Below are 25273 nucleotides of genomic sequence, written 5' to 3'. Positions count from 1 at the left end.
AAGAAAAACATTGAAAAAGGACTTAACCATGAAAACCAACCAAATCTACCGCAAACCCCTACCCGATTCCGATTTGGAATACTACGATGCCCGCACGGCGTGTGAAGATATCCAACCCGGCTCTTACGACACGCTGCCCTACACTTCGCGCATTTTGGCCGAAAACCTGGTTAACCGTGCCGACAAGGTGGACTTGCCCACGCTGCAAAGCTGGTTGTGCCAACTGATTGAGCGCAAGCAGGAAATCGACTTTCCGTGGTTCCCCGCGCGCGTGGTGTGCCACGATATTTTGGGGCAGACCGCGCTGGTAGATTTGGCCGGTTTGCGTGATGCGATTGCCGAAAAAGGCGGCGATCCTTCCAAAGTCAACCCCGTAGTGCAAACCCAGCTGATTGTCGACCACTCGCTTGCGGTGGAATGCGGCGGCTATGATCCCGATGCGTTTGCCAAAAACCGTGCCATCGAAGACCGCCGCAACGAAGACCGCTTCCACTTCATCAACTGGACGAAAACCGCCTTTGAAAATGTGGACGTTATCCCCGCGGGCAACGGCATCATGCACCAAATCAACTTGGAAAAAATGTCGCCCGTGATTCAGGTAAAAGACGGCGTGGCCTTCCCCGACACCTGCGTCGGCACCGACAGCCACACGCCGCATGTGGACGCACTGGGCGTGATTTCCGTAGGCGTGGGCGGATTGGAGGCCGAAACCGTGATGCTCGGCCGCGCTTCGATGATGCGTCTGCCCGATATTGTAGGCGTTAAACTCACCGGCAAACGCCAGTCCGGCATTACCGCCACCGATATCGTGTTGGCCTTAACCGAATTTTTGCGTAAAGAGCGCGTGGTCGGTGCATTTGTCGAATTTTTCGGCGAAGGGGCGGAAAGCCTTTCCATCGGCGACCGCGCCACCATTTCCAACATGACGCCCGAGTACGGCGCAACCGCCGCCATGTTCGCCATCGACCAACAAACCATTGATTATTTGAAACTGACCGGCCGCGACGACGAACAGGTCAAACTGGTAGAAAACTATGCCAAAACCGCCGGCTTGTGGGCGGATGCGCTCAAAACAGCCGAATATCCGCGCGTATTAACCTTCGATCTCTCTACCGTTACCCGCAACATGGCCGGCCCGTCCAACCCGCACGCCCGCGTAGCCACCGCCGATTTGGCCAAAAAAGGCATTGCCGCACCCTACGAAGAGCCTTCAGACGGCCTGATGCCCGACGGTGCCGTGATTATCGCGGCGATTACATCGTGTACCAACACCTCCAACCCGCGCAACGTCGTGGCCGCCGCCCTGCTGGCACGCAAAGCCAACGAATTGGGTTTAACCCGCAAACCGTGGGTTAAATCTTCGTTCGCACCGGGCTCCAAAGTAGCGGAAATCTATCTGAAAGAAGCCGGTTTGCTGCCCGAGCTGGAAAAGCTCGGCTTCGGCATCGTAGCCTTTGCCTGCACCACCTGTAACGGCATGTCCGGCGCGCTCGATCCGAACATCCAGCAGGAAATCATCGACCGCGATTTGTACGCCACCGCCGTATTGTCGGGCAACCGCAACTTCGACGGCCGCATCCACCCCTACGCCAAACAAGCCTTCCTCGCTTCGCCGCCGCTGGTCGTAGCCTACGCCATTGCAGGCAGCATCCGTTTCGACATTGAAAACGACGTATTGGGCGTTTCAGACGGCCGCGAAATCCGCCTGAAAGACATTTGGCCGACCGACGAAGAAATCGACGAAATCGTTGCCAAACATGTGAAACCGCAGCAATTCCGCGACGTGTACATCCCCATGTTCGACACCGGCACCGCCGAAAAAGCGCCCAGCCCGCTGTACGACTGGCGTCCTATGTCCACCTATATCCGCCGGCCGCCATACTGGGAAGGCGCGTTGGCAGGCGAGCGCACCTTAAAAGGCATGCGCCCGCTGGCGATTCTGCCAGACAATATTACCACCGACCACTTGTCGCCTTCCAACGCCATTCTGCCGACCAGCGCGGCAGGCGAATACCTCGCCAAAATGGGCCTGCCCGAAGAGGACTTCAACTCTTACGCCACCCACCGCGGCGACCACCTGACCGCCCAACGCGCCACCTTCGCCAACCCCAAACTCTTCAACGAGATGGTGAAAAACGAAGACGGCACCACCAAGCAAGGCTCACTCGCCCGCGTCGAACCCGAAGGCCAAGTGATGCGTATGTGGGAAGCGATTGAAACCTATATGAACCGCAAACAGCCGCTGATTATCGTGGCCGGTGCCGACTACGGCCAAGGTTCCAGCCGCGACTGGGCCGCCAAAGGCGTGCGCCTCGCCGGCGTGGAAGCCATTGTGGCCGAAGGTTTCGAGCGCATCCACCGCACCAACCTCATCGGCATGGGCGTACTGCCGTTGCAATTCAAAGAAGGCGTTAACCGCCACACCTTAGAACTCGACGGCACCGAAACCTACGATGTGATCGGTAAACGCGAACCGCGCTGCGACTTAACGCTGGTTATCCACCGCAAAAACGGCGAAACGGTTGAAGTGCCCGTTACCTGCCGTTTGGACACCGCCGAAGAAGTGCTGATCTACGAAGCCGGCGGCGTGCTGCAACGCTTCGCACAGGACTTCTTAGAAGGTAACGCGGCTTGAGTGTTTAGGTAGTTTGAACGTTTAAGCTAGAAAAATTCAGACGGCCTCGAAAGGATTCGAGGCCGTCTGAATTTTTCTGAATATATAGTTAAAACAGTTAATTTTAGTAGCATTTCCGTCATACTCGGGCTTGACCCGAGTATCTTGAGTTCTGCTAACTTTAGGAGATACTCGGGTCAAGCCCGAGTATGACGAACGTACTATTTTTAAGTTGATCCACTATAGAGAACCAAGTTACTTCAAATACAGAAATGCCCTATTATTTTTTGAATCAGATTTCACTCTGAATGTTATGAAATTCTGCTAATTCGGTTTGATGATTTTCAGTCTGAATATTAGAGTTATCTCTTGTTACTAACTCTTCTAATTCTTTCCATAAATAAACATAAAAATCAAGAGCTTTTTTATATTTCTCCCATATATCACTTACATCTTCTGTAAATGGTACAAAATCAAACCCTTGATGAACAATTTCATTTCGTTTATTACCTAAAAATAAAAAATGTCCTTCTCCTTCTTTATATTGTGAATTATCCCTTAATTTAGCAGAAAAATTATTTTTAAAGTTATCACCAAACAATGCAAAAAAAGCATTGGCATTACTAGATTCCCATTGAAATAATGTATGGTATTTTCGATTTAATGCTTGCTTTTTCAAAAAACAGGATAGTAGTTCTTGTTCGGGACAGAATACTTTAATCAACTGTTTACATAAGTGTCTTTCAAAAGCATTAGCACAAGCTAATAAAAATGTTTTTCTAAATAAATCAATGTATGATGATTTGAATGAAGCCAAATGAGGGGATGAAATTAGTAATTCATCCAAGGCTTCTATATCTTTTTGATAATTATCATACAACAGGTTAATAGTGCGAAATTCATCCTCTTCTTTAATATTCATAAGCTTTTCCCTCTTTATAAAATCTTTAATTTCGATTAGGGGAGACTACCTGAAATTTTTCATAAGCACGTTTAAGTCTATCAGTAACGTTCGATTTTGAAGTAGTTTTTCCTGTTGCAGCCAGCTTGAATTCATGATCGTTTTTTAACTCTTCTACATATTGTTTTGTTACCTTAATAAGAGCTAAGTTTTTTTGTTCGTATGCGTCTCTACAACATCCATAAAAAACTGACTCGAAAATTGTGATGCTTAACTTGGAGTTTAGGTCATTTGAAAAACTAAAGTCTACTGAATCTAAACTTTTACACTCCTCCATAAATTTAGACCAAATTTTAGATAAAAGTTGAATCTCATCTTGTTTAAATTTTTTGCTAGCATTAGCAAAATTATTCAAAAAACCAATAATAGAGTTCTGATATTCAATTTTATCTATTAGGCTATTATACCCGGTTAATAACATTCCAAAGAGACGTAAAATAGTTTCCACATCCTTTAATCGTAGGTCTGCTTCTGTTTTCTTGATCAATTTCTTCCAAATTGAATTTTTATTTAACTCTATAAGTTCTCTCATGAAAATAGAGTTGTATAATGACATTCTAATTTCTTGATTATTTAAATTCATGCCTCCACTATTTAATCTATTAAAGATTTCAAACATAGCTTGAACATTTTCATCACTTTCTTGAGCAGGTTTTATAACCATATTTCGGATAGTTGCAAGATCTAAAGTAATTTTATCTTCATTATCTAGAGTTTGATAGTTTTTATTGTGAAATTTATTTTGATTTGGATTGTTTTTAGAGTCTAATTTTAGTGAAAAATTAGTGAAATAGTCATCTTCATTAATAAATGACTCTTTAATAAATTTCTTTTCATCGTGATTCGATTTAAGGAGAATTCTAGCTTGAGGTTTGGGAAATCTGCCTTTTACAAAAAAATAAATTGACATAAGTCTCTGTTGACCATCAATTACATAAAACTCATTTCTTGCTTTTTCATATAAAAACATTTGCGGAATAGGAAGTCCTATCAATAAAGACTCGATTAGACGTGATGCTTTATTTATATCCCAAACATAATTTCTCTGAAAATCAGGTATTTTAAAAATACCCGCATCTAAAAAAGAAATAATTGTTGATATATTAAAATCATTAGGGGTTGTAGTTAACTTGAAGTTTTCAACTGGATAGAGATTCTCTGAATTATCTTGTTCGTCATTTTCTAACTCAAAGCAATCATTCAAGTTGGTTTGATCCATTTTAAAGCTCCATTCTTTCACAAGTAAATATTCCAACGCCAATACTATATAATAAAGTTATTAAAAGATTCAAGATTAATAAAACACCGCCAACCAAACCGTAACCTCCTCCTTATCTGTCATCACCACCCTATGTCTGCAATGCGCAGGAATATGCACATAATCCCCGGCTTGCAGGCTGATTTCTTTGCCGTTTTCAAAACCCAACACCGCTCCGCCTTGCAATAAAATCACCCATTCGGTTTCGTCTTGGTCGTACCAACCTGATTCGGGCGAGGATTGCCCGTGCGAAACGATGCGCTCGATGCGGATATTCGGTGTGCACAGGATGTCTTCAAAGGTTTCTGCGTCGGTGCGTTCGGGCAGAGGGTGGAAGATATTGTGTTTTTCCATTATGAGGCTCCTGTGGCTTGGGCTTGTTTTATGCGACTATGAAATATAGTTAATCAAATTAATTTTAATACAAGGCAGCAAGCCGCAGACAGTACAGATAGTACGGGACTGATTTTGTTGCTGCTTCAGCAGCTTACAAAATCGTTCTCTTTGAGCTAAGGCGTAGCAACGCCGTAATAAAAGTTAAGTTGATTAACTATAAAAGGGGCGGCCGGGTCAAGCCGGGGTAGAGTGATGCCTGTCTGAAAAGGTTTTCAGACAGGCATCCTTTGCATGGGTGGCTGGAATGCGGAGGCAAACTATGTCAGGCAGCCTTGGGCATAATAAATCGATGGTATGCCCGTTCCGCCCTTGCTATCATGCGGTTGTTTATCTTTTTTGATTATCCGCTGCTATGGCTGCTCCTGCTTTGTTTAAAAATCTGCCTTTTTTGATTACGCCGCCGCTGTTGTGGGCGGGGAATGTGATTGTTGCGCGGGTGGTGCGCAATGATATTCCGCCGTTTACGCTTTCGTTTGGGCGCTGGGTGATTTCGCTGCTGATTCTGCTGCCGTTTGCTTGGGCGGCGGTGAGGCGGGACAAGGGTTTGTACTGCAAACATGCCAAGCTGGTTATCGGTACGGCGCTGACCGGTGTGGCGGCGTTTAATACTTTGGTTTATACGGGGCTGCACCACACCACCAGCACCAACGCGCTTTTGCTCAATTCGTGTATTCCGGTGCTGATTATGCTGATTGGGGCGGTGTTTTACGGGCAGGTGTTGAACCGGTTTCAGGTGTCGGGTTTGCTGCTGTCATTATGCGGCGTGCTGGCGATTATTCTGCGCGGCAGTTTGGAAAACCTTTGGGCTTTGCGGTTTAATTCGGGCGATTTGTGGGTGTTTGCGGCGGTGGTATGCTGGGCGTTTTATACTTTGTGGATGCGCTATATGCCGGCGAAAATCAACCGGACTGGCTTGACGGCGGTGCAGATTATGCTGGGCTTGCTGGTGCTGTTGCCTTTGTGGCTCTGGGAGCGAGCAGGCGGGGCGCAGGTAAACTGGAGCTCTGATGCGCTGCTGGGCTTTGCTTATGTGGGCGTGTTTCCTTCGGTGGTGGCTTATTTGTGTTACACGGCGGCGATTGCGCGTGTGGGTGCGGTGCGCGCGGGCTTGAGTATCCATTTGATGCCGGTGTTCGGCACGCTGCTGGCGGTAACGCTCTTGGGCGAGGCGTTTCATCTGTATCATTTCATCGGGATTCTGGCGATTTTCGGCGGGATTTTGCTGAGCAATAAAAAAGGTGTTTAGGGCGGGGTTTTGGTATATAGTGAGCCGGCAACCGGAATGGCGGATATGCCTGTCTGAAAAGCTTTTTCAGACAGGCATTGCGGGAACTTGTTTCAAGCACGCCGCTCTAATTGCTCAAACATACAGTCATGATTGTTTTACAGCGGTTGCCTGATGATTCGGGCATGCTGCTATGTTTTGATTCTGTGTAAACGGAAAGGAAAATAACAATGATAGGCAAAAAAGCTTTATTGGCCGCATTGGTTTCGGCTGCGCTGGTATTGCCGGCGGGCACGGTGCAGGCTCGCGGCACAACCAACCAAACCAAGGCCACGATTGCCGGTGCGGCGGCAGGTGCCGCGGTAGGCGCAGCGATGGGTAAAGATACCCGCAGCGCGGTAATCGGCGCAACGATCGGCGGATTGGCGGGCAATGCTTATGCTTACCATAATAAAAAAATGGAAGCGAGCGAACGTGACCGCCACTATTATGAGGAACACCGCTACAAGCATAAGAAATACAAGAAAAAATATCACAAACGCAAGAAACACCGCGATTGGGATGATGACGACGATGATGACGATGACGATTAATATTTAAGTTTCCTGAAGGTTGCACCGCAGAAGAAAGCCTGTCTGAAAATTTCAGACAGGCTTTGATTATTTGGCTTGGCTTTGAGATGCGGAAGCTGCCGAGGCCTGCGCCGGCAGCAGCTGTTCTTGCGCGCAATGTCTAACGGTATCGGCAAACTTCGCGTGCAGCTCCTGCGTATTGCCCTGAAAAAAGCCGCCTAAATCAGTGAGGCTGACATTATCGGCCACCCGCTTGGCGGCACAATCGCAAAGCTGCTTGGCTTTGGCCTGCAACACAGCGGAATCGTGCGGCACATAAGCCATGCATTGTTCGCTGAAACGGCCGACCAGCTCTTCGCGAAAGCTGCTGCCCTGCTCCTGCTTGGCAGGATTTGCGGGGTCGGCCGGTTTCGTGCCTTTGTCGCAGGCGGTAAGCAGGCCGAGTGCCAGTAGAGGGAAAACTAAAAAAGGCTTCATCTAGATTCTTTCTTTCATCAAACGGGCTGATAAGGCAAATCTACTCTCGTCATGCTCGGGCTTGACCCGAGTATCTCCTAAACTTATTGAAACTCAAGATACTCGGGTCAAGCCCGAGTATGACAGCATCGTTATTATGCAAGTGGATTAGCTATATAAAAGCGGCAAATGCTTTAATTAAGACGATGCCTGTCTGAAATGTTCAGACAGGCATCGGGTTTATGCTCTGAAGTTTAAACCAGGAACAACAATGCCACCACTGCGGCAATCACGCCGTAAACAGCCATCGGCACCACGGTTTTCTTCAAAATTGCGCCTTCTTGGTTTTGCACATTGGTTACGGTACACACCGCAATGATATTGTTGATGCACACCATATTGCCCATTGCTCCGCCCACCGACTGCAAAGCCAAAATCAGGGTTACCGACAGGCCGGTATCCAAAGCGATTTGCTGCTGGATGCCGCCGAAAGTCAGGTTGGATACGGTGTTGGAACCGGAGAAAAACGCACCGATTGCGCCCAAATAAGATGCGAAATACATCCAGTTTTGGCCGGCCAAGGCCGCAAATTCTCTACCGATGGTTTTTACCATGGAAGCATCGCCGCCAACCAACATCAATTTCACCATAATCAATGCGCCCAACAAAGCCAAAAACGGTTTTTTCACTTGCTGGATAGCCGTGCCGAACATGGCTTTGGTGTCGCTGCCGCTGGTTTTGAACATCATTGCGGAAGCCAACACGGTTACCACAAACGGAATCAGCGCAGGCACATACAGGGTTTTATAAGCATCGTTCACGCCTTGGCCGAAGATGTTTTTAAAGCTCAGAATCAGCGCGCGGCTCACTTCGAAATCAAAGATGCCCAACGGTACGGCAAACAGCGTGGTGGCATCGTTGAGCAAGCCTTTCAAGCCCAGCTGCTGGATGCGGGTAACCACCAAAATAGCAATCAGCATGCCTAAAGGAGCCAGCGCTTTCATTACCACGGCAGCGCCCAGCTTCTCGCCGCCGGTTTCTTTTTCGTATTCTTTGCTCAAGCCCACGCCTTTGTTCGCCAAGCCCACAGACAGCAGCAGGCCGATTGCGCCGCCCACCAAAGCCGGGAATTCATAGTTGACCGTGGCCAGCAAAACATAAGGAATGGTGCAGACCATCACACTCAGGTAAATGAACACAATGTTTTTGCGGATTTCCTGCCAGCTGGTAATGAAGCTCAAGGCCATGAGCGGGATAACCAGGCTGGCGAAAAAGTGGATCAGGCCGGTTTGCTTGCCGATAGACAAAATATCGGCATCGCTCAAATTCAAAGAGCCGAAGCCGAACCAAGTGGGCGTACCCACCGCACCGAACGACACCGGTACGGAGTTCATTACCAGCGTGAAAATGGCCACGCGCAAAGGGTTGAAGCCGAGGCCGACCAAAATCGGCGCGGCAATGGCCGCCGGCGTGCCGAAGCCGCTGGCGCCCTCAATCATAAAGGCGAAGGCCCAGCCGATAATCATCAGCTGCGCCACAGGATTGGGGTTGATGTTGCCGAGCCATTTGCGGATAACGTCGATGCAGCCGGTGGTTTCCATCATGCGGTTAAACAGAATCGCGCCGAAAATCACCGTAATCGGAGTGAGCGTGGAAACCAAGCCCGATACGATGTTGGCATTAAGCAGCATAAACGGGTTACCGAAATAGGTGAGCTGCAAAATATAAATCAGCGCAGCCGTGAGCGGCAGGGCAATGTATGAGGCCATGCCGTTTTTCTTCACCATCAGCCAAATCAAGAGCACGATGGGGAAAATGCTAAGAAACAGAGCCATATGAAGAGTCCTTATTCTAAGATTTTGAGGTGGGAAATCTTTATTTTTGCGGTGCTTATAAACTACACATAATTACAACGCGCGAGTATAACATGCCAATTTGTTTAGTGTTGACAAATTTAAACAATATCTTTTCTCAAAATGGGAAAACAATATTGTATTGATGGGAATCCGATACAGAATACAAATGCCTGTCTGAAAGCTTTCAGACAGGCATTTCGGGTGAACGTGCAATATCCGCACATTCCTTATGCTTTTCTCCCTAACGTGATGCGGTCGAGCCCGGCCAAATCCTGCAAAGTGTGTACTTGGGCAAGACCGTTTTGCTCAAAAATGCGGCGGGCGGCAGCGCCCTGGTCATAGCCGTGTTCCACCATCAGCCAGCCTTGCGGCTTCAAACGGGCGCCGGCGCCTTCGGCCAAAATGCGGATGCAGGACAACCCGTCAGAAAAATCGGTGAGCGCGGTTTGAGGCTCGAAACGCAAATCGCCTTCGCCCAGATGCGCATCGCCCGCTTCGATATAAGGCGGATTGGACACAATAAGGTCAAACCCTATCTTTTCAGACAGGCATTGCGCTTCAAACCACGAGCCGCAGCCAAAAGCCACTTGAGCGCCCAACAATCGGGCGTTTTCCTGAGCCACGGCAAGGGCTTCGCGGCTGATGTCGCTGGCGCATACCTGTGCGTCGGGGCGCTCCAACGCAACCGTTACCGCAATCGCGCCGCTGCCCGTGCCCAAATCCCAAACCGCCCCGCCCTGCGGCAATTTGGCCGACGCGGCTTCAACCAGATGTTCGGTTTCCGGCCGCGGAATCAGGGTGGCCGGGGTAACTTTGAAGCGGCGGCCGTAAAACTCGCGCCAGCCCAGAATGTAGGCCATCGGCTCGCCCGCCAAACGCCGCGCCTCAAGCCCGCGCAGCCGGCTGCTTTGGCTTTCAGACAGGCATGCTTCGTCGCGGGTAATCAACTGGGCGCGGGTATAGCCGGTAATTTCCTGCACCAGCATACGCGCTTCTAGTTTAGGCAATGCGGTGTTTTCGAGAAATGTTTTGATGTTCATGGCGTTTTCAGACAGGCATATTGCAAATAAACTTGATTTTTGTCATGGTTCATCATGCTCGGGCTTGCCCCGGGCATCTCTTAAAGTTACCGAAACCCAAGATACCCGGGGCAAGCCCGAGCATGACGGATAGGCTGATTTTTAAGTTTACTTGCTGTATTAAAATGAAAAGATGCCCGGTGCGCACCCGGGCATTCCGAAAGCATATGGTCAGGCTACAACAGGAAAATCGTGGCCAACCCCAAAAAAATAAGGAAACCGCCTGAATCGGTTACCGCGGTAATCAGCACCGAGCTGCCCAGCGCGGGATCGCGGCCGGCTTTGTCGAGCAACACGGGAATCATCACGCCCACGGCGGCGGCCAGAAGCAGGTTCAGCGTCATCGCCGCCACCATCACCAGCCCGATACCGGGGCTTTGGTAGAGCAGCCACGACACCACGCCCATCACGCCGCCCCAAATCAAACCGTTTACCAGCGCCACGCCGATTTCTTTGTTTAACAGCCGCCCCGCCTGCTGGCCGGTAATCTGCCCCATCGCCATCGCGCGCACAATCATGGTGATGGTTTGGTTGCCCGAATTGCCGCCGATACCGGCCACAATCGGCATCAGCGCCGCCAGCGCCACAATTTGCGCAATCGAACCTTCAAACGCGCCGATCACGCGGCTGGCCACAAAGGCGGTACACAAGTTGACCGCCAGCCAAACCCAGCGGTTCTTCACCGAATCCCACACCGGTGCGAACAGGTCTTCTTCCTCCTGCAAACCGGCCATGTTCAACATATCGGCTTCGGATTCTTCGCGGATCACATCCACCATATCGTCGATGGTGATACGGCCGATCAGCTTTTTGTTTTCGTCAATCACGGGCGCGGTTACCAAGTCGTAACGCTCAAATGCCTGAGCGGCTTCTTCCACGTCGTCGGTCGGGCGGAAGCGAACCACATCTTTGGCCATCACGTTTTCCACCGTTTCTTCCGGGTCGGAAACCAGCAGCTTGCGGATGGGCAACACGCCGATTAACACATCTTCCTCATCCACCACGAATATTTTGTCGGTATGGTCGGGCAGTTTCTCAAACCGGCGCAAATAGCGCAGCACCACTTCGCAAGCCACGTCGGCGCGCACGCTCACCAGCTCAAAATCCATGATCGCGCCGACTTGGTCGTCTTCATACGACAACGCCGCCTGCACCTGCGCCCGCTCTTCTTCGTCGCGGGTTTGCAGCGCTTCGGCCACCACATGCTGCGGCAAATCTTCGGCCAGCTCGGCCAAATCGTCGGCATCCAAGTCTTCCACCGCGGCCAGAAGCTCGTCCTTATCCATAGCGTCGATAAGGGTTTCGCGCACGGCGTCGGATACTTCGAGCAACACGTCGCCGTCGTCTTCCGGCTCGGCCAGCTTCCACACAATCACCCGCTCTTTTTGCGGCAGCGATTCGAGCACGTTTGCCACGTCGGCCGGGTGCAGGTCGCGCAGGATACCCATCAATTCGATGAGCTTCTGGTTTAATTCGGGGTCGGAAATGGAGGTGTGCTGGTCAATCTGGCTGTATACCGGCAGCAATGCCTCGGCCAGGTCGTGAATGCGGCCGATATTCAGCGGCTGGTGCTCACGCTCTTCAACGGTTTCTGTGATTTGGGGTTCTGTGCTCATAACTGCTCCGCCCGCCTGGGGCGCGGCAGCGTTCCGGGCAGGATGATTATGTTTTTTTGATTGTGCGGTTTAGATAAGATGAACCGGGACTGTCCATGATATTTGCCTGCCGTTTCAGACAGGGCTTTGAGTCGGAAACGGAGCGTATTTTAACATATCCCGACGGGCAATTGAAAAATCCTTACCATTTGGGATGAACCAATAGAGAATGCCTGTCTGAAATTTTTCAGACAGGCATTCTTGATTACGGGCTTAATTACAGCTTACCGGAGCCTTCCACTTCGATTTCCACACGGCGGTTGGGTTTCAGGCATTCAATCAGCTCGCTGCGCGGCAGGCTGCCGGTGCACTCCTGCACCGGCAGGCTCTCACCCATGCCCACGGCGCTCATCACGCCGGCGGGTACGCCTCGGTTAATCAGATAACGGCGCACGGTTTCGGCACGCGCTTGCGACAAGCGTTGATTATAGGCATCGTCGCCCAAACGGTCGGTATGGCCGGTAATGCGGATGGCGGTAAGGCGGTCGAACGTTTTCACTTTGGCAGCAAATTCATCCAGCTTTTCTTTGCCGGCTTGATTGATGTCGCCCATGCCGCTTTTGTCGAAACCGAACAAGGCATCGGCGCCGATGGTGTAACGGTGTGCGCCTTCAGAAGGCTTCATCGGCGGGCACACGGCGTTTTCCGGATCGACGGCTTTCCAGTGGAAGCTGCGGGCATATTTTTTGATGTCGTAAATAATCTTGAATTGACAAGTGGTTACGTTATCCGTGCCTTGCCCCGGCGTGTGGAAATGAAACAGGTAATCCCACTCGCGCACATGGAACATGCCTTCGTTGAAATGCGGGCGGCCCAGAAGTTTGTAAAACTGATCTTTGGTCATGCCCGATTTAATCTGCGCCAATTCGTCGGCGGTCGGGAATGTGCCGCGGTTATGGTCGAACGAAGGGGATACGCGTTTCACATCGGGAAATACGGGGTTGTCGGTGGTGCCGTCGGATTTCACGTCGCTTTTGGTTGCACAAGCCGACAACACGGCGGCCAGCATCAGGCTTACGCCCGCTTTAATGATTTGTTTGTGTTTCATTTTTAATCCTTTTTTTCAGACAGGCATAGAATGCCTGTCTGAAAAGTGTTTACGGGTTGAACCTTACCATTGGTAGCCTACGCCGGCTGTGGCGCCGAAGTGGCCGCGGGAGTTGCCGCCGGCTGTGCCTTTGATAATCCAGTTGCCGTTGTCGGAAATGCTGGAGTAGCCGATGGCATAGCCGCTTTCGCCTCGGTATGTGCTGCCTGATACCGCCATCATGCTCTTGCCGGGCAGGTAAGCCTGCGGCAGGCCGGCCATGGCCATGGCTGATGCAGTGCCTGCGTTGGCGCGTCTGCCCACATCGTCAATCTTCTGGTTCAGATGGTTGCCTACGCCCAATAATTGGTTCACGTTCACCGCGTCGGTCGGGGCGGAACCTGCACCTACGTTGTGGAGCACAACCGGTGCATTGGTATCCGCGCCGACCAAGGTAACGTCGTTAGACGCTGTGCCGCCGTTCGGCCGGGTTGGCGTTTCGGGATTGCTGTATTGAACAATACCTGCACCGCCGCCTTTCACCTCTTCAATGGCTTTGTTGGTGTAGTAGAGCTGGCTGCCGTTGATGGCATCGGTGCTGGTTGCGGAAACCACACCGGCCGCTACGTTTTGGATCTGACGGGTTTGACCGTCTTTACCCACACTCACTACGCCGACAACGTCTTTCACACCCGCTACATTGGCATCGTTCTCACCTTTGTAGGTATAGTTGCTGCTGCCCGCTTCGGCTTTATGCACTCCAACCGCGGCAGATTCGTTACCCAACACAACAGAGTTGGCCACAGTTTGCGTTACCGAGTTACCCACAACAAAGGTGTTGTCGGTTGCAACAGTATTGTTGTTACCCAACGAATAGCTGTTGTTGCCGCTGACAACGCTCGGGTCGCCGATGGCGCCGGAATTGCGGCCGGAAACGATGTTGCCCGTACCGATAGCCAAGGCGTTTTCGGCCAGCGCTTTGGCGCCTTTACCGATGGCCAGGGCGTTTTCAGAGTTGGCCTCCGCATTGAAACCTACCGCAGTGGCAAATTTGCCTGATGCGCTCGAGTCGTCAGTATCCTGAACCGTGCCACCGGTGGTTTGGCCTGAATCGTCGTTGGTATGGAAGTATTTGATACCGCCTTCGTTCATATTTTTAATGGCCGAAATCACAGTGTTGTCGTTGGTTGCGGTTTGTCCGGCAACGTCGTAAGTTTTCAGTGCCAATTTACCGGCTTCGGTCAGCTCGCCTTTTTCGTTGGTGTAGGTATTGCCTTTACCATCGTCGGTGCCCAGAATGTTGTTGGTAACATTGGTGATATTGGTTACGTTGTTTTGCACCGTTGCCAAATCACCTACGGTAGCGGCGTTGTTCCATTGCTCGCTGCTGCTGCCCTCTGCTTTGATCTGGTCGATGGTTTTACCGTCCAAGCCGCTCTTCAAACCGGTAATTTGCTGATTGTTCATCGCAATACCTTGACCGTTGATGGTCGGGCCGTTGGCAACCTGAACCTGTTTCACCGAAATTTGGTCGTTCAATGCCACTTTTACACCGTTGGCCGTGGTTTCGGTGCGGATGTTGCTGCCGTCGCCGTTTACATTGAGCGTGCTGCCCAACTTACGCTCGACATTGCTGCCGCTGTCGGCTGCAAAAGTCAGCGGCTGGTTGACTGCTTTATCCAAACCGTTCAAAGCCTCACCCACGTTATTGTAGGTTTTGCTTTCACCGGTAGCCGGATTGCCGCCGGTTAAAGCATAAGCAGGCGCAGTAACATTGCCGTCGGCATCTACCGTCGAACCGCCGCCCAACGCATCGGCCACTTTTCGACCGGCATTGAAAAGCTGGCTGCCGTTAACCGCATCGGTGCTGGTCGGGCTGATATTGCCTGCCGCCACATTGCTTACTTTCTGATTATTGGCATCCAAGCCTCGGGCGCTGATGTAGGTATTGCCGCCTACATTCACGCCATTGTCATCAAGCACCACTTGGTTTTCACCGCTGCCAACGGCCGCACGGGTAAACTCAACTTCGTCTTTGGTGGCCACTTTGTAAGTGGTGCTGCCATCGGCATTTTTCTCAGGCGTAATTTCAACGTTTTTACCGGCCGCCACTTTGTTGCTGGATGCAGCTGCAAGGTCTTTCAACTGTTTCAGGTTAACCGCATCAGTATCGTTTTCGGCATCGGCCACATTACTGATCGTTTTATTGCCTGCATTAATGCCTGCTTTGCCCACACGCACATCTCCGGCTTTCAAACCGTCTGCAGTCAGAGCAACATCATTGCCTACTGAAACACCATCATTGTTCACAACGGTATCTCCGGCGGCCAGGCTGCCGTCTGCGCCCAACTTGATGTTTTTCGCCAGTTTCACTTCCAACGTACCGTTGCCGTCTGAAACGACACCGATATTATTGTCGGTGAGTTTGTCGGCCTCGGTTACACCGCCTTTCACCGTTACGGTAGAGCCCAGTTTGCGTTCAGACAGGCCTCCTGTATCACCGGCAAAAATCAGCGGTGTGTTGGCTACTGCCGCCAATTGGTCTTCGGTTGCCGCTTGGCCGGTTACAGGATTGGCAGCATCGAAAGTTGTGTTGGTCAACCCGCCGATTGTACCGGCATTGCCGTTAATGCTGATCGGTTTGGCTTTACCGATGCTGATGTTTTCGGCCAAGTCAAAAGTCACATTGTGGCTGTCGGCTGTTTTGCTGATCACAATATTGCTATCGGTGTTATTCAGGTCAACTTTGTTGCCGGGAACCACTTTGCTTTCAGCCTTACCGTTGGCGGAAATATTCCAGCCGTCACCCACCAAAGTGCGCACCTCGTCCAACTGCGATTTATTAACCGCATCATTCGGATTTTCACCTGCGCCCACATTGGTGATTTTTTCACCGCCTGCATCCAAACCTTTGGCGCTGAGCTTACCCTTGAATGTAGGGGCATCGGCCAGTTGGATTTCCACTTGGTTATCGCTGACAACAGTGCGCACATTATCGGCGGATGCCGTGCCGTCAACGGATGCACCTTTGATTGCCAGCAAAGAGCCGAGTTTTTGGTCGCTGCCCTTATCTCGCGCGCTCGTACCTTGATTGCTGTTGCCGGTAATGGTTATCGGATCCTGCATCACCGAATTCAACTTAGTCAGAGCATCCTTAACATTGCCCACCCTCTCCAGGGTTGTGCCGTCAGCACGCTGAATCTCGTATACGGGGTCTGCAATCGAACCGTCTGCTTCATTGAATTGGCCACCTAAAGCACGGATGGTATCCCGCAACTGGCTAACCGCTACTGCATCCGTATTTGCCGTACCTTTGGCAAGGTTGGTAACACGGGTAGGTGTGGCTGTTTGCGGATCGACGGCATTCAAGGCGCTGATAAAGATATCTTTACCTTTATATTCAATGTTGTCCTTAGCTTTCACAAAACTTACATTGCCATCCTGGTCTACTTTGCGGATAAGCTGCTCACCGGCGCCATTCACATAAGAGAACGGCGAGTTGGCCTCTACAAGCGTTTGGTTCTCGACAATGATGTCTTCCATCGCCTTTTTCAGCTGAGCCATATTGACAGCATCGCGATCTTGTTCGCCTTCGGCAACACCGGTGATTTTCTGATTACCCGCATCCAAACCGACGGCGCTTACTTTACCTTTAAAGGTAGGCGCATCGGCGAGTTTAATCATGATGGTACCGTTGCCGTCGTTGCTGGTAATCAAATTGTCGGCAGAAGCGGCGCCTTTGAAATTACCTGCTTTGATCGCCATAGTCGAACCCAATACACGCGTGCTGTTTTGACCGTCATCAGCGCTGAATGTAATCGGTTTTACGATTTCGTCATTAAGGTTGGACAATGCGTCCTGAACGGTATTTACCGACTGCTTGGCTTGGCCGTCTGCCGATTTGGTTGCGAATGACGGTGGGGTATAAGTGTTGGTATCAGGATCATATTTTCCACCCAAGGCTTGCATATTGCCTTCAACATTCTTATTCACACCTTTCAGTTGCGCCATATTGACGGCATCCTGATCATCCTGGCCGGCGGTTACTCCGGCAATTCTTCCGCTGCCTTCCGCATTTACCACAACATTGCCGAAGGTTGGGCTTTCAGCCAGCTCAATCAACATCTCGCCGTTGTTGCCAACTTCGGTGCGGATATTTTTATCCGAAGCTTTGGCCGCTGCGCCCAAACCGCCTTTTACAGTAAAGGTTTCACCCAAACGCTTGGCTGTATTACCGCTGTTGCCAGCAAAATTGATCGGTTTTTGGATTTCAGTACCAATATTGTTCAACGCATCCTGAACGGTAGATGCACCGTCGTATTTGCTGCCGTCCGCTTTGGTAACCACCCAAGAAGGCGCGGCCACAGTGCCCGTATTCGGGTTTACCGGCACACCCAGAGCTTGGGCAATCGGGTTCAGCTGGGATACGTTTACCGCATCTTCCGCCTGTTTCCCGGCTGCAACATTATTGATAACTTTGTTATTGGCATTCAAACCGGCATCGCTAACGTAAGTTTTACCGTTAACTTTCACACCGTCTCTATCCAAAGTAACCGCATTAACACCCTTACCTGCGACCACGCTGTTGAAGTTCACATCGGCTTTGGTGGCTACGCTAACCGTTTTACCGGTTTGGGTAAGTTTGATATTGCTGCCCGCATCCACGGTAACCGTTTCGCCGGCTTTAACCACAGCTTCTTTATTGTTGCTTACTTCCCCACCGCCATCATTGGAAGTATTCAGTTTAAAGCCTTGGGCAACATGTTGGATGGCTTCATTTACCGTATTCTGACCGGTACCGCCGATGTCCGACATCGTCACATTACCGTCGGCGCCGACCGCCGCATCACCGCCCAAAGTCTGGGCGATGCTGTTGGCTGTACCGTATAACTGGCTACCGTTTACCGCATCTTTACTGCTGTCGCTGACATTGCCTTTAGCAATATTGGTTACTTTCTTACCGCCGTTGTTCAGGCCGGCTGTGGTCAGTTTCACAGCATCGGAACCGTCAACCGGCTGAACAGTCATACCTTCACCGTTTATAGTAGTGTGATTGCCGGAACCGTCTGTAAATTGCGCGCTGGTCAAACCGGTCAGGTTTTTCGCCAGATCGAACGTTACGTTGTCACTGGTTGCCGTTTTGCTGATCACAATGTTGTTATCATTGCTGCTTAAGTCAACCGTATTACCTGACGCAACTTTGCTGCTGTTGGCACCTTCGGCAGACAAATTCCAGGCTGCGCCCACGCTCGTATTAATCGCACGGATGGCCGCATCAATATTGTTTTGGCCTGTACCTCCGATATCGTTATTGGTAAACGTGCCGTTATCCGGATTGTAAACGGTTGAACCGCCCACAATGCTTTCAACACCTTTACCCACTTCATATAACTGGCTGCCGTTTACTGCTTCTCGGCTGTTGTTATTTACAGCACCTTCAGACAGGCCTGCAATCTTGCCGCTGCCATCTGCATTAAGGGTAAGGTTGCCGAATTGAGGACGCTCGGCCAATTCAATCTGCATCACACCATTATCTACTTTTGTGCGGATATTTTGTGTTGATGCCGCCGCAGTGTCACCCAAGCCGCCTTGAATGTTTAAGGTATCGCCTAAGCGTTTCTCGGTTTGGCCGCTATTGCCGGCAAAGGTAATCGGTTTTTGAATTTCCTTGCCGACATTGTCCAATGCTTCCTGCACAGTTGATGCCGGCGCATACGGTGTACCGTTGGCCTGTTTAACCGTGAATGAAGGCGCAGCAACCGCACCGGTAGCCGCATCAACGTTCACACCCAAAGCCCGCGCAATCGGCGTCAGCTGGGATACGTTAACTGCATCGCTATTTTTGGTACCCGCAGCAACATTACCCACTTTGGTTGCCACCGTTGTTTGCGGTTTATTCGGATTCAAAGCGGCTATCGTAATATCGTTGCCTGTGTAAGGCCGGTTACCTTCGGCAGTCACAAAAGTAACTTGACCCTGGGCGTCAACTTTACGGATTAACTGTTCTCCGGCACCGTTCACATATGAAAATGGCGAGTTGGCTTCAACCACAGACAAATTGGATACGGACAAATCTTTTAAGGCCTGCTGCAATTGCTTAACATTTACCGCATCACTGTCTTGATCACCTGCAAGCACATTGGTAATTTTATTTCCGCCGTTGTCCAAACCGTTTTCAGACAGGCGTACCGGTTGGCCGTTAACAGGCGCTATAGTCACACCGTTACCGTTTACAGTAGTTTGATTGCCGGAGCCATCTGTAAATTGCGCACTGGTCAAACCGGTTAAAGTTTTAGCCAATTTAACATTTAATGTGTTGCCGCCGTCGGATACCACGGCGATATTGTTATCGCTCAACTGGCCTTGCGCACCGCCCTTCACGAACACCTGTTCGCCCAGCCTGCGGTTGAAATTACTGCCGCTGTCTCCCCCGAAAACCAACGGGTTGTTAGCTTGCGTGTTAACCGCCCTGATTGCAGCATCTACCGTATTTTGGTTGGTATCTCCAATATTGGACATGGCAATATTGCCATCTTCACCCATTACGGCGTTGCCGCCCAACACATTCGCAATACTGCCGCCCACATTACCTAAAGCCTTTTGGGTCAGATAAAGCTGGCTGCCGTTTACGGCATCGGTGCTGTCTTCGCTGATACGGCCTGCGGCCACATTAGTAATGGTTCTCTTAAGGTTTCCACTACCAACACTCACGGTTGCAGCAGGATTGGCTCCGGCAAAGTTACCGTAAGCAATATTGTTTACAGTAGCCGATGAAGTGCCTTGGGCTGCTTCGGTTACGGAATCTGCGCCTAAAGCAACATCTTTTGCATTGGCCGCAATACTGTTGTTACCCAAAGCCAATGCCTGATCACTCTGTGCGGCGGCATCATTACCCAAAGCAGTTGAGCGCATACCGGCAGCGTTTGCACCCACCCCCACAGCAGATGCGTTATTACCCGACGCCTTAGCAGCAGCACCAACAGCTACAGCATATTCAGCCGATGCTTTAGCTTCAGAACCCATTGCAATCGCATTAGTAGCCGATGCACCTGCCTTACTACCTATACTGATAGCCTTATTGCGAAGCGCTTCACTACTTGAGTCTTTACTACCGGCCTCTTTACCGATGTTGATGTTTTCATCGCCGTTTGTACTAGCACCGGCAAAATAACCGATGTTATAGTTAAAGTTACCTGTTTGGCTATGACCAGCCAAAGCAACAATATTGGCGTTATGGTCACCATTTTGCTGCATGCCGGCTTTCCAGCCAATGGAAGAATTGTGTTCGCCAGCACCACTTGAGCCAGCGTCGCTACCAATACCGATATTGTTACCGGCTACAAACGGCGTTCCTTCATTCATTCCGGCACCGGCAGTACGGTTTTTACCTGCTTGGTAACCAATAAAGATATTTTCACCTGTTTGCGTATTTTGACCTGCGGCATCGCCAATACTGATATTTTTGGAACCTAACCCTCCGGTACCTGAATTTCTACCGATTGCAATACTTTGATCCCCGATGGCAACCGCACCCGTACCGATTGCAACCGTATTGAATCCATCAGTCGCACCTACCGCAGTTACCCCATTAGGGTTCAACACGGCAGGATTTCCAGCGCCTGCGCTTGTAGATGCACCTTTACCAATGGCCACGGAAGCATTGGTTGCAGCCTGAGACAAATAACCTACTGAAACAGATTCATTTCCCGCCGCCGATGCAGACACTCCTGCCGCCATAGCATTAATGCCTGTTGCACCACGGTTGTTGTAGTTGGTGTCTGTACGTGGTTCAACGCTATTCACACTATAGTCGTGATGTTGGGTTGCCTGAACCGCAGCTTTCAATTGAGCCACGTTCACCGCATCGGAATCAGCAGAACCGGCCGCCACATTGATAATCTGACGTGTTTTTTCATTCGAACCGACGGATACGGCTGCCAAATTACCCTTCACAGTAGCCACTACCGCTGATTTTTGAGTATCACTTGCTAGCTCGCTTGCATAAAGCTGGTTGGGGGTACTCGGCGTAGCGCTTACTGTAACATTGCTCAATGCGCCACGGTCAGCAACCGACTCGCTACCCAAAGCTACAGAACGGGCAACGGATGCATTGCTCGCAACACCGAAAGCCGATGAATGGTCTGCGGTTGAACGCGAACCCGAACCGACCGCTATCGATCCGGCCCGAGTGGATACAGAACCTGCACCTAAAGCGATGGCTTGGCCGAATTTGGCATCGGCATAATCACCGATAGCAATCGCACCCCTGCCGTAAGCTTCCGTATTCAGGCCCACAGCAATAGCTGATTTACCCGAAGTATGCGCATTGCGTCCGATTGCTACGGAGCCGATATAAGCATCGGGAATATTGTCATTCGCATTCATTACTTGGTCATTGCTTGATACGGCACCATAACCCAAAGCAACACCGTCCTCCACGTTGGAAACCGCATTTTTACCGATTGCCATTGCATTGATACCGGTTGCACCTTCATTCGAATAGTTGGTGCCCTGCTCATTATTATTTTGAATGCTGAAATAGTGGTGTTGTGTTTTTTCAAGTGCACGGAAAAGCTGGCTGCCGTTGACGGCATCGGTACTGGAAGCGGAAATTTCGCCCGCTGCCACATGAATAAGCTGACGCTCTTTTCCTGCTGCGCCCACACTTACTACGCCATTTTCGGGAGAACCCAAACCGGCAAAGCCACCATATTCAAATCCGCCTACCTCGGCAGAACTTACCGCAACAGCAGCTTTATCTGCGGAAGCATTGCCCAAAATCACACTATTGGCTTGCGAAGAAGTAACATTATTACCCACCACAAAAGTGTTATTTTGTTCAATATTATTGTCGTTACCCAAGGCATAGGAACCTGAACCGCTTACCGTATTCGGATCACCGATCGCACCCGAATTTTCTCCGCTCACCACGTTACCCACACCGATCGCAATCGATTGCAAACCGGTAGCTTGGGCATTTTTACCGATCGCAATCGCCCTGGCTCCTCCGGAAGTCGAAGCGGTGCCCAATGCAACCGAATCCTCTTTCTGAGCTTTGGCTTGGCTGCCTATCGCTACGGCAGCATTCCCGTCGGCAACCACCGTTGAACCGTCGATACCGGTTTGGGCTTCATTGCCGATGGCAACGGAGTTGCCGCCGCGAGCTACGGTTGTTCGACCCACGGCAACAGTGCCCCCTTTTTCCGTGCGTGCATTCGAACCTACCGCTACGGCTTGATAACCCATCGAGCTTGACTGGTACCCCACGGCCACGGCTTGGGCAACCGTTGAGTTTGCTTTGGAACCAACCGCTACCCCGCTGGCTTCTGCAACTGAAGCTTGATAACCCGCAGCCAAACCGTCTTTTTTAGCAGCAACAGATTCATTACCAATCGCAACCGCACTTGATTCTGTAGCACGAGCCGTACCGATTGCAATGGAATTACTGTGCGTAGCTTGTGCCGTATTACCAATTGCAACAGATCCGACATCACCACCAGCAACACCACCCGTACCTAATGCAATACTGTCTTTTGCATTTGCTACGGCAGTTGTACCTATAGCAACAGCATTACTGTTGGTCGCTTGGCTGCTATCGCCGATCGCCACAGCTTTAGAGCTTCTCGCCACACTTTGCACACCCAAAGCCGTACTTCTCCAACCGGTCGCATTTGCACTCAAACCGGCCGCAATGGCGCCATCACCACCTGCATGGGAAGATGCGCCCAAAGCAGTAGATGACCCTCCCGATGCCTGTGCAGAATCGCCAAATGCAGTTGCAGAGTTATTCGAGGCTTGGGCGGTTGTACCCAGAGCCGCGGCATTATTACCGCTGGCAACAGAGCCGTTACCGATTGCTGTTGATGCCGTGCCTGTGGCACGGGCATTTTGGCCGAAAGCCGAAGACGTGCTGGCAGTAGCTTGGGCCAATGCGCCCACAGCTGCCGCGTTCGTACCCGAGGCAACTGTATTCTGGCCCACAGCCACGGCACCTTCTACCGTACTTTGGGCACGCACACCCAAGGCAACAGTATGGTTTTTGCTGGCACCTGCTTCATTACCGATTGCCACCGCTGCTTTGCCGTCCGATATGGAATTCAAACCGACAGCTATTGCACCGGTAGAATCGGCGGTTGTATTAACTTGAGCTGCATCGCCGATTGCAATCGAATTGGATGCTCCTGCCCGTGCAGTTCGGCCTTGAGCAATCGAACTTGCCCCAACGGCCTCTGCCTTAAAGCCCAAAGCAACGGCATAATGCCCGCTTGCAACGGTTTTATTCGCATCATTACTTCCGCCAATCGCAACGGAAGACGTTCCGTCGGCCGTTGAATTGAAGCCGACTGCAACCGCATTGGTTCCCGACGCATTGGCACTCGCACCGAAAGCCGAAGCGACAGAGCCTGTTGATTGGCTGCGGTTGCCGATTGCAACGGAAGACGTTTTATTTGCATAAGCCCGTTGACCGATTGCAATAGTATTGTCGGCAGTTACCTTTTGCCCGGCGGTCGGGCTGTTTGCATAGGCACCCAAAATAATGTTGTGGCTGCCTTGCAGACTGTCGCCGGCAGAAGTACCCAAAGCAGTATTGTTGTTTGGAGAAACCGCACCCTTTAAAGCGCCGTCGCCAATAGCAATATTTCTGCCGTCACTTACAGGCGATGTTTGGTTATAACCCGCCTGACGGCCGATTGAAATATCCCATTTGGCAGAAGCTTGGGCATTTTCACCAACCGCCACGGATTGTTCATGAACGGCCTTGGCCGTGTTACCGATAGCCACAGCAGAGCCTCCCGAAGCCGCCGCCTGAGAACCTACCGCAACCGAAGCGTCAGCAGTAGCCGCAACGTTGGTACCTACCGCCACACTGCTTAATGCCGTGGATGACGCCCCTACACCGGCAGCCAAAGCATTATTGCCCGTTGCACCGTCATTATTGTAGTTGCCTGCTTTTTGCTGTTCGCTGGAAGTAGTGTCTTTTACACTATAAAAATGGATTTTTTCGTCTTGCAGCGTATTCACATTGCCGCGAACCCTTGTCAGCTCTTCCGCAACCGAATAAAGCTGGCTACCGTTGATGCCGTCGGTGCTGTTTTGTGAAACAACGCCGGCAGCAACGTTTTTAAGCTGACGTTCAAAACCTTGGGAACCGAAAGACACTTGGTCCCCGGCAGTTAAATTTTGCCCGCCGCTAAAATTGAAAGTAACATTATTGATTTCTACACTTTGCGGAGCGGTCGCATCACTAGCTGTTGTAGAACCCGCACCGATAGCTACTGCATTTTCTTTATCGGCAGAAGAGCCTACACCAAGGGCCAAAGCTGCCGTTCCATCAGCTGTTGCGCGCGTACCAAATGCGGTAGATAAATCTCCGGCCATAGCAGAAGTTCCTACAGCAACCCCTCCTGCATTTGCCCTTGTACCAAAATACCGTTTATATAAAACATCTCCTGTCAACTGATTGTATTTAACAGCAACATCGGAAGTATTAGCTCTATTCGCCACCTTGGATAAATCATCACCCCCGATCGCAACAGAGTTATGGCCTTGGGCTAGAGTATCCCCTCCCAATGCAACTGATTGGGCACCATTAGCTTTAGCGTTCGGACCAATTGCCACTGATTGATCCTGACTCCCTGCTGTACCTGATCCACACAATATATTATGGGCACCACTTGAAGGCGCGCCTTCATTAGTTCCCGCTCCATTCCATCGGCACTCCAAAGGACCAGATGCTGCAAAAGATGAAGAAAAAGAAAACATTCCCAATGCAGCTATTAAAGAAGAAATGATAATTTTCAACTGTAAACTTTTTGAAGATCCTGTTTTTGCAACTGTACTTACTTTGCTTCCCGCAGGCTTCCCTTTGGCTTTCTCAATCTCCGATACAGCGACCCATGCCCCTAACGCATCGTTCCATATTGTGCGGTAATTTTTATTCATAGTTGTTGACTCTCTTTAATATAGATGAATAGTTTGCTTATTTATTGAAAAATATGAAATAGTAATAATCAATAATATACCCATAAAAATTACTATTACCGTTACAAACTGCCAATTTGCGTCACTCAGTAACAAAAAACATATCTGTTTGCCTCAGAGCAACACCAACCGATTTTTTACATTTCAATTTGTTTGAATCTCAGGCAGACCCTTACCGTTTATCGGAAAATA

At 50.4% G+C, this 25273-nt stretch carries 11 protein-coding genes and 3 pseudogenes; 3 read left to right on the top strand and 11 right to left on the bottom strand.

Annotated elements, in window-relative coordinates; all coding sequences use genetic code 11:
• Positions 1-28: 28 nt before the first annotated feature.
• Positions 29-2635, top strand: coding sequence for a Fe/S-dependent 2-methylisocitrate dehydratase AcnD (gene acnD / locus EL143_RS03730; RefSeq protein WP_085417211.1), 2607 nt, complete (start codon positions 29-31; stop codon positions 2633-2635).
• A gap of 271 nt (positions 2636-2906) precedes the next feature.
• On the opposite strand, the gene EL143_RS03725 is transcribed toward acnD, so the two are convergent.
• The 3 genes from EL143_RS03725 to EL143_RS03715 form a co-directional block, all read right to left on the bottom strand.
• On the bottom strand, positions 2907-3536 hold the full coding sequence (locus EL143_RS03725; RefSeq protein WP_126326557.1) for a HEPN domain-containing protein: 630 nt from the start codon (positions 3534-3536) through the stop codon (positions 2907-2909).
• Between the two features lie 25 nt (positions 3537-3561).
• Entirely contained in the window at positions 3562-4794 is a 1233-nt protein-coding gene (locus EL143_RS03720; protein ID WP_126326555.1) for a DUF262 domain-containing protein, read from the bottom strand.
• Between the two features lie 75 nt (positions 4795-4869).
• Positions 4870-5187, bottom strand: coding sequence for a cupin domain-containing protein (locus tag EL143_RS03715; protein WP_085417279.1), 318 nt, complete (start codon positions 5185-5187; stop codon positions 4870-4872).
• 394 nt (positions 5188-5581) lie between these two features.
• Here EL143_RS03715 and EL143_RS03710 point away from each other — a divergent pair, with 394 nt between their 5' ends.
• A complete protein-coding gene (locus tag EL143_RS03710) occupies positions 5582-6475 on the top strand; it encodes a DMT family transporter (protein ID WP_085417278.1) in 894 nt (297 codons plus the stop codon).
• Between the two features lie 209 nt (positions 6476-6684).
• Positions 6685-7047, top strand: a complete 363-nt coding sequence (locus EL143_RS03705; RefSeq protein WP_085417277.1) for a YMGG-like glycine zipper-containing protein — start codon at positions 6685-6687, stop codon at positions 7045-7047.
• A gap of 66 nt (positions 7048-7113) precedes the next feature.
• On the opposite strand, the gene EL143_RS03700 is transcribed toward EL143_RS03705, so the two are convergent.
• From EL143_RS03700 to EL143_RS12920, 8 genes and pseudogenes are all read right to left on the bottom strand, one after another.
• Positions 7114-7503, bottom strand: coding sequence for a hypothetical protein (locus EL143_RS03700; RefSeq protein WP_085417276.1), 390 nt, complete (start codon positions 7501-7503; stop codon positions 7114-7116).
• A 233-nt stretch (positions 7504-7736) separates the two neighbouring features.
• Positions 7737-9317 (bottom strand): L-lactate permease, encoded by a 1581-nt coding sequence (locus EL143_RS03695; protein WP_085417275.1) that lies wholly within the window; start codon positions 9315-9317, stop codon positions 7737-7739.
• 248 nt (positions 9318-9565) lie between these two features.
• Entirely contained in the window at positions 9566-10378 is an 813-nt protein-coding gene (prmC, locus tag EL143_RS03690) for a peptide chain release factor N(5)-glutamine methyltransferase (protein WP_085417274.1), read from the bottom strand.
• A 215-nt stretch (positions 10379-10593) separates the two neighbouring features.
• Entirely contained in the window at positions 10594-12033 is a 1440-nt protein-coding gene (gene mgtE / locus EL143_RS03685) for a magnesium transporter (RefSeq protein ID WP_085417273.1), read from the bottom strand.
• 256 nt (positions 12034-12289) lie between these two features.
• Positions 12290-12568, bottom strand: a pseudogene (locus tag EL143_RS12575) (OmpA family protein); the annotation flags it as partial.
• Positions 12569-12688: 120 nt separating this feature from the next.
• Positions 12689-13120: pseudogene (locus EL143_RS12570) on the bottom strand (outer membrane protein assembly factor BamE); the annotation flags it as partial.
• 63 nt (positions 13121-13183) lie between these two features.
• Entirely contained in the window at positions 13184-24478 is an 11295-nt protein-coding gene (locus tag EL143_RS03675; RefSeq protein ID WP_269471234.1) for a YadA-like family protein, read from the bottom strand.
• A 174-nt stretch (positions 24479-24652) separates the two neighbouring features.
• Positions 24653-25042, bottom strand: a pseudogene (locus EL143_RS12920) (ESPR domain-containing protein); the annotation flags it as partial.
• Between the last annotated feature and the right edge of the window lie 231 nt (positions 25043-25273).

This window comes from Neisseria canis (assembly GCF_900636765.1).
GTDB lineage: Bacteria > Pseudomonadota > Gammaproteobacteria > Burkholderiales > Neisseriaceae > Neisseria > Neisseria canis.
The sequence above is the reverse complement of the archived record's forward strand: the minus strand, read 5'-3'. Positions and strand labels throughout refer to the sequence as shown.

Bases quoted from the DNA above. Each gene is read 5' to 3' on its own strand.
- acnD (WP_085417211.1), top strand. From the start codon at position 29: ATGAAAACCAACCAAATCTACCGCAAACCCCTACCCGATTCCGATTTG.
- EL143_RS03725 (WP_126326557.1), bottom strand. From the start codon at position 3,536: ATGAATATTAAAGAAGAGGATGAATTTCGCACTATTAACCTGTTGTAT.
- EL143_RS03720 (WP_126326555.1), bottom strand. From the start codon at position 4,794: ATGGATCAAACCAACTTGAATGATTGCTTTGAGTTAGAAAATGACGAA.
- EL143_RS03715 (WP_085417279.1), bottom strand. From the start codon at position 5,187: ATGGAAAAACACAATATCTTCCACCCTCTGCCCGAACGCACCGACGCA.
- EL143_RS03710 (WP_085417278.1), top strand. From the start codon at position 5,582: ATGGCTGCTCCTGCTTTGTTTAAAAATCTGCCTTTTTTGATTACGCCG.
- EL143_RS03705 (WP_085417277.1), top strand. From the start codon at position 6,685: ATGATAGGCAAAAAAGCTTTATTGGCCGCATTGGTTTCGGCTGCGCTG.
- EL143_RS03700 (WP_085417276.1), bottom strand. From the start codon at position 7,503: ATGAAGCCTTTTTTAGTTTTCCCTCTACTGGCACTCGGCCTGCTTACC.
- EL143_RS03695 (WP_085417275.1), bottom strand. From the start codon at position 9,317: ATGGCTCTGTTTCTTAGCATTTTCCCCATCGTGCTCTTGATTTGGCTG.
- prmC (WP_085417274.1), bottom strand. From the start codon at position 10,378: ATGAACATCAAAACATTTCTCGAAAACACCGCATTGCCTAAACTAGAA.
- mgtE (WP_085417273.1), bottom strand. From the start codon at position 12,033: ATGAGCACAGAACCCCAAATCACAGAAACCGTTGAAGAGCGTGAGCAC.
- EL143_RS03675 (WP_269471234.1), bottom strand. From the start codon at position 24,478: ATGGCCGGAGATTTATCTACCGCATTTGGTACGCGCGCAACAGCTGAT.